Here is a 6102-nt window from a genome sequence, read left to right on the forward strand (position 1 = left end):
TCCCCCGAGTCCTTGCACGATGCGCGCGCCGATCAGCTCGGGCAGGCTCGATGCCGCCGCGCACGCAACCGAAGACACAGTGAACAGGGCGATCGCCCACATGAAGACGCGCTTCGCGCCAAAACGATCGGCGACCCAGCCGCTTGCGGGAATGAAGACGGTCAGTGCGACGAGATACGCCGTGATCGCGCTGCTCAAATGGACCGGGTCGACGCCGAGATCGCGTGCCATGGAAGGCAACGCCGTGGCTACGATGGTGCCGTCCATGTTCTGCATGAAGAGGGCGCTTGCGATGATCGCGGCGGTCAGGCGGAAATTGACGGGTTTCACAAGGCAGTGCGTCGTGGGTTCGATCAAATGCGTGGGACCAAAGTCTACTTGAAGCGCGCCGCGGGTTGCTTCATTACAAATGGCGTACGGCTTTGCAGAAAACACACGCTAAGGGTAATCACTATGAACTTCGCCGTTGCGCCAATTGCAGCACGCGACGGAATAGGACTACGATGGCGCATGAAACTCAATTTCCCCAATCCCAGCCGTTCCTACGATACCTCCCGGCACTGCGTGTGCTTCTGGGGGTACGACGGCTCGCGCGAGATCTCGTTCCAGATCGGCGATGCCGCGCTCTCCAGCTTCAATCCGCAGATGGGATCGGATGAATCCGCAGTGCTTGCTGCCTTCGATCTTTATCGCGAACGCATTTTGCAAAAAGCCGAAAGCCTCTACGTTCGCGGTGCGCAGAACATCTTCAAGATCTCCTGAAGGCTCATTTAACGTTCGCCTGCAACGCATTCCTGCCGTGTATAAAATCGTGGCATGACGAAGCGTTTCTCCTCACAAAGCCACCAGCACCCCGTCGAGCACGAGCTGCCATTGCATACGCCCAGCCTGGCGTCACTGCTTCTGGCTGCCTCGATAGCGACCATTGCGTGGCTCGCGCTCGCCGCGCAAACCGATATCACCGTTCACCGCATGCTGTCGCGAGGCCTGGGCGTATTCGACGGTATCGAACGTCTGAGCAGTTACCTGACCAACCTCACGATCTTCGCGGTCGCCATCTGTTTTTCATGCGTGGCGGCGAGGGCGGGAACGCCGGTGGGACGTTTTTTCCGCAAACCTCCGGTCGTTACAGCGGTCGTGGTTTATATCGTGTTCGTGGGGCTCGCATATAACCTCTTGCTGCGATACCTGTGGACGCCGTCGGGGTACCGGGCGGTGCTCAACGAATGCCTGCATACCGTGGTGCCGTTTTTATCGGCGATGTACTGGGTGCTGTTCGTGCCGCGTTTTCATCTGACCGTGCACAAGACGCTGCTCTGGCTGATCTATCCACTGGGCTACTTGTGCGTCACGTTATGGCGCGGCAGCACGTCGGACTTTTACCCTTACCCGTTCATTGATGTCGGCGAGCTTGGGTATCCGCATGTGCTGCTCAACGCCAGCTTGCTGGTGGTTGCGTTTCTGGTTCTGATGGCCGTGTTCATTGCGCTGAATCATCGGCGGCCACATTAAGCGCGGCTTATTCGCCTGATTTCTCTATCGCTCGCCGATACGCAGGAAGCGCTTCGATGCGCTTCACAAACGCGGTCAGGTTCGGATAGGCGTCGTCGCCGCAAAATTTCACGGCCATCTGAACGGCGAAGGACAGTTGGATATCCGCGCCGGTCAGTTCATTGCCGACAAAATAGTCCTGGCCCTCGAGCGATTTGTCGAGAAAGCCCAGGTGCCGCTTCATTTCACTTTCGATGCGCGGCTGCAGTGGCGCTGCGCCTTCACCAAGCCTGCCCGTGTAAAGCTTGAGCATGAGCGGCAGCATGGCGGAGCCTTCCGCGTAATGCAGGAATTGCAGGTACTGGTTGAATGCATGCGTGTCCTGCGCCGGCGCGAGCCGCCCGTTGCCATACTTGCGAACCAGATACTCGATGATCGCGCCCGACTCGAAGATCACTTCATCGCCATCGCGAATCACCGGCGCCTTGCCCAGCGGATGGATCTTTTCCAGTTCCGGCGGTGCGAGCCGCGTCTTCGGATCACGCTTGTACACATGCACGGTGTAGTCGAGCCCGAGTTCCTCGAGTAGCCAGGTGATGCGGCGCGAGCGTGATTCGTTCAGGTGATGGACTTCGATCATGGTTATCCTTGTGTGTTATTCGTTTGAACCCTCTTTCCCGCAAGCTACGGTCCCGGTGTTTTAGCGTCGCCAAGCTTGATCATCTGCCCATGACGCAGGACCACGAACGCATCTTCCGGCAAGCCCGCTTCCTTCACGGCCTGTTTCAACAGACGCGGCGGTTCGTCGAGCGGGTCATCGGCGAGTTCGAAGGTGCCCAGTGAATGCCTATCGATTTCTTCGAATGGACATCTTCGTGAATCTGTACCGCTTCAAACGGGTTGACGTGCTGCGGACGCATGAACCACTCGGGCGCATAAGCGCCAATCGGAATCAGCGATAGATCAAAGCTGCCAAACCGATTGCCGATATCCTTGAAGTCCGGCGAGTATCCGGTGTCGCCGGCGAAATAAAACGAGAACGGATGCGCGTTGCCTTCGGGCGTTTTGACGACCCAGCCGCCCCAAAGGGTTTTTTGCCGGTCGCCGATACCGCGCGCCGACCAGTGCCGGCTCGGAACGAAAAATAGGTCGAGTCCTGATGCGTGCGTCTCGTTCCACCAGTCGAGTTCCTGCACGTTGTCGATGCCCTTGTCGTGCATCCATGACTTGATGCCCATCGGCACGAGGAACAGCGGCGGGCCGCCTGCCTGTTTGTTCAATTGCTCGACGCTCGCGGTATCAAGGTGGTCGTAATGATTGTGCGAGATCAGGACGATATCGATATGCGGCAGATCAGCCAGCGCAAGTCCCGGCGGCACCTTGCGTTCCGGACCGATGAACTGGAACGGCGATGCGCGCTTTGAAAACATGGGATCGGTGATGATGTTCACGCCGTTCATCTGCAATAGTGCGGTCGCATGGCCAATCCACGTGAGCGTGGTCTCGGTCCGGTTAGCCTTGATCCAGGCAACATCCGGGTGATCCACGGGGAAGTGATAGCCATTTGCCGGCGGTTTTGGCAAGCCATTGACGAGGCGCTCCCATTGCCATTTCAAAAGTGACGCGCGTGGCAGCGGCGAGTAATTGTTCTCGTAACCGTCAGCCGTATGATGAGTCATGCTTGTGCCTTGAGGTTCAGCGGACTGGGTGTTCGCCGTACAGCCCGCTACCGACAAAACCGCTCCGAGCGCAAGCAACCCTCGCCTTACGCGGGCAGGCGACGTCCATGTGATGACGTGGGTCATGAGCGGGCGGTGGCTCAGGGTTTGACGAAGCGCAGCGTCATGCGATCCGATTCGCCGATCGCCGCAAAGCGTGCACGATCCACATCGCCGCCGCGATATGTCGGTGGCAGTGACCAGACGCCGTTCGGGTAATCCTTCGTGTCGCGGGGATTGTTGTTGATCGCGCTGCTTGCGACGAGCTTGAAACCGGCGGCTTGCGCATGCTGGATCACGTAGGCTTCGGTGAGGTAACCCGTATCGATCATCTGTTGCAGCGGCGTTCCCGGCCTGGCGCGATGCTCTTCCACACCAAGCACGCCCCCGGGTTTCAGCACTGAATAGAAAGCGCGCATGTTCGCGTCGATTTGGCCGTCTTCTATCCAGTTGTGGATATTGCGGAAGGTCAGCACGCGATCGACCTGCAACCCCGCAGGCAAGCCGACGAACTGTCGCGACTGCAACGTGCCGAACGGAACTCGGCCGTATATCGCCGGGTTCGATGCAAGCTTTTGTTCGAACGCGGCATTGCTCCGGGCTTCGGCTTCAGGCAACGAGCCCGCGCCAACGTATTCGGCCTCATACAAGGTGCCGCGATCCTTCAGATAAGGCCCGAGGATGTCCGTGTACCAGCCGCCGCCCGGGGCGATCTCCAGCACGCTTTGCGTTGGCGCAACACCGAAGAACTCCAGCGTCTCTTTAGGGTGCCGGTAGACATCGCGGGCTTGCGCTTTCTGGCCGCGGTAAGGCGCGGAGATGGCGGTATCGAGCGATGGGGAGGTCGATGTGGACGACGAGGCGCCGGGCATCGCGCAGGACGCCAACAGCCATGCTGCGGGCAGCGCGAGCAACAGGCGCCGGACGTTGGAGGGCAGTGGGAGTGTTTTCATGCGGGTCATTATCGGGGAAAGTCGGCGAACGCGCTGCGCGTGCCGGAACCGTCAATCGCCGCTCGGAATTTCGTGCGATCCTAAAGCAGGGTCCTGACGTGCCAAAGCTCCGGAAACAGAACCACGTCGAGCATCTTGCGCAAATAAGGTGCGCCGCTCGTGCCGCCCGTGCCTTGCTTGAAACCGATGATTCGCTCGACCGTGGTCACATGACGGAAGCGCCATTGCCGGAAAGAATCTTCGAGATCGACCAGTTCTTCGGCCATCTCGTAGAGTTCCCAATGCTCACTCGGATTGCGATAGATCTCGAGCCACGCGGCTTCGACGCTCGCATCATGCGTGGTCTCCTGGGTCCAATCGCGTTCGAGCCGTTCGGACGCAATCGGAAAACCACGGCGTGCAAGCAAGCGGATGACTTCATCGTAGAAAGAGGGCGCATCGAGCGTCGCTTTAACTTCTGCAAATATCTCCGGCCTGTGCGCATGGGGCTTGAGCATCTGCGCGTTCTTGTTGCCGAGGAGGAACTCGATTTGCCGGTACTGATGCGACTGGAATCCCGACGATGCCCCCAGGTAAGGCCGCATGGCGGTGTATTCAGATGGCGTCATGGTCGCGAGCACGCTCCACGCCTGCACGAGCTGATCGAGTATTCGCGATACCCTCGCGAGCATCTTGAACGCCGGAGGAAGTTCATCGCGGCGCACGGCGGCAAGCGCCGCATGCAATTCATAGAGCGCGAGCTTCATCCAGAGCTCGCTCGTCTGATGCTGCACGATGAACAACATCTCGTTGTGATCCGGCGACAACGGATGTTGCGCCGAGAGCAACGTGCCAAGCGACAGATAATCGCCGTAGCTCATGGACTGCGCGAAGTCGAGCTGGGCGTCGTGCCAGCCTTCTGTCTTTTCAACAGAGGCGCCATGGCCCATCGGGCAAGCGCCGGCATCATTGTTTTCGTTTATCTGGGTCATCGCGCGTTCTCCTCGGGCTCAGGTCACCGCGCCGCGTTCCGCATATACGGGTGCGCGCCAGGCCTCGGTTTCCAGCACATCGCGCAAGGTCTCCACGGCGTCCCACACATCGACGTATTGCGTATAAAGCGGCGTAAAGCCAAAACGCAAGATGCGCGGCTCGCGATAATCGCCGATTACATTCCGCGCGATCAACGCCTGCATGACTTCATAACCGTGCGGATGTTCGAAGCTCGCCTGCGATCCGCGCTCGGCATGCGTGCGCGGCGTCACAAGCTGCAACGGAAACTTGCTGCACCGCGTCTCGACGAGATCGATAAACAGATCGCTTAGCGCGAGCGACTTGCGGCGCAACGCGGCCATGCTGGTTTGCGCGAAGACGTCGAGGCCGCATTCAACGAGTCCCATTGAAATGATGGGTTGCGTGCCGCACAGGAAGCGGCCGATGCCATTATCCGGCCGGTATTCGGGAACCATATCGAACGGTTTCCTGTGGCCCCACCATCCGGAAAGCGGCTGTGAGAAGGCATCCTGGAGACGCTTTGGCACCCAGATGAAGCCGGGCGATCCGGGTCCGCCGTTCAGGTATTTATAGGTGCAGCCGACTGCATAATCCGCGTTCGCACTGTTCAGGTCGACCGGAACGGCGCCTGCCGAATGCGCGAGATCCCAGACGGCGAGCGCGCCTTTGTCTTGAATGATGCGCGTGAGCGCGGCCATGTCGTGCATGGCGCCGGTGCGATAGTTCACGTGCGTGATCATTGCGAGGGCCGTGTTTTCATCGATGGCGCCGGGTATTTCCGACGCATGATCGACCAGTCGCAATTCGTAACCCTGATCCAGTTGAGCTTGCCCGCAAAAAATGGATCCCTTGCTGAGTGTGTAAAACTCACGCAAGGAGGAAGGAAAGATGGGTAATCCGAGAGCTCGATATACGCAGGAATTCATGCTGGAAGCCGTGCGCATGGT

At 59.0% G+C, this 6102-nt stretch carries 7 protein-coding genes and 1 pseudogene; 2 read left to right on the forward strand and 6 right to left on the reverse strand.

What is annotated here, in order from left to right:
• Positions 1–330 (reverse strand): MFS transporter (locus ACRXB1_RS28090; RefSeq protein ID WP_449493887.1); only part of this gene is annotated, 330 nt, incomplete at its 3' end.
• Between the two features lie 180 nt (positions 331–510).
• On the opposite strand from ACRXB1_RS28090, the gene ACRXB1_RS28095 reads away from it, so the two are divergent.
• Both ACRXB1_RS28095 and ACRXB1_RS28100 read left to right on the forward strand, forming a co-directional pair.
• Entirely contained in the window at positions 511–762 is a 252-nt protein-coding gene (locus ACRXB1_RS28095) for a DUF1488 family protein (protein WP_062002836.1), read from the forward strand.
• Between the two features lie 54 nt (positions 763–816).
• Positions 817–1512, forward strand: coding sequence for a Pr6Pr family membrane protein (locus tag ACRXB1_RS28100; RefSeq protein ID WP_449493888.1), 696 nt, complete (start codon positions 817–819; stop codon positions 1510–1512).
• A gap of 7 nt (positions 1513–1519) precedes the next feature.
• Here ACRXB1_RS28100 and ACRXB1_RS28105 read toward each other — a convergent pair whose 3' ends face one another.
• From ACRXB1_RS28105 to ACRXB1_RS28125, 5 genes and pseudogenes are all read right to left on the reverse strand, one after another.
• Complete coding sequence (locus ACRXB1_RS28105; protein WP_174365728.1) at positions 1520–2131, reverse strand: glutathione S-transferase family protein; 612 nt, start codon at positions 2129–2131, stop codon at positions 1520–1522.
• 44 nt (positions 2132–2175) lie between these two features.
• Positions 2176–3170: pseudogene (locus ACRXB1_RS28110) on the reverse strand (MBL fold metallo-hydrolase).
• Positions 3171–3310: 140 nt separating this feature from the next.
• A complete protein-coding gene (locus ACRXB1_RS28115; RefSeq protein ID WP_449493889.1) occupies positions 3311–4171 on the reverse strand; it encodes a class I SAM-dependent methyltransferase in 861 nt (286 codons plus the stop codon).
• A 71-nt stretch (positions 4172–4242) separates the two neighbouring features.
• Positions 4243–5133 (reverse strand): tryptophan 2,3-dioxygenase, encoded by an 891-nt coding sequence (gene kynA, locus ACRXB1_RS28120; RefSeq protein WP_449493890.1) that lies wholly within the window; start codon positions 5131–5133, stop codon positions 4243–4245.
• Positions 5134–5151: 18 nt separating this feature from the next.
• The coding region (locus tag ACRXB1_RS28125) for a kynureninase (protein ID WP_449493891.1) at positions 5152–6102 on the reverse strand (951 nt) is incomplete at its 5' end.

Source organism: Caballeronia sp. M23-90, from assembly GCF_053574605.1.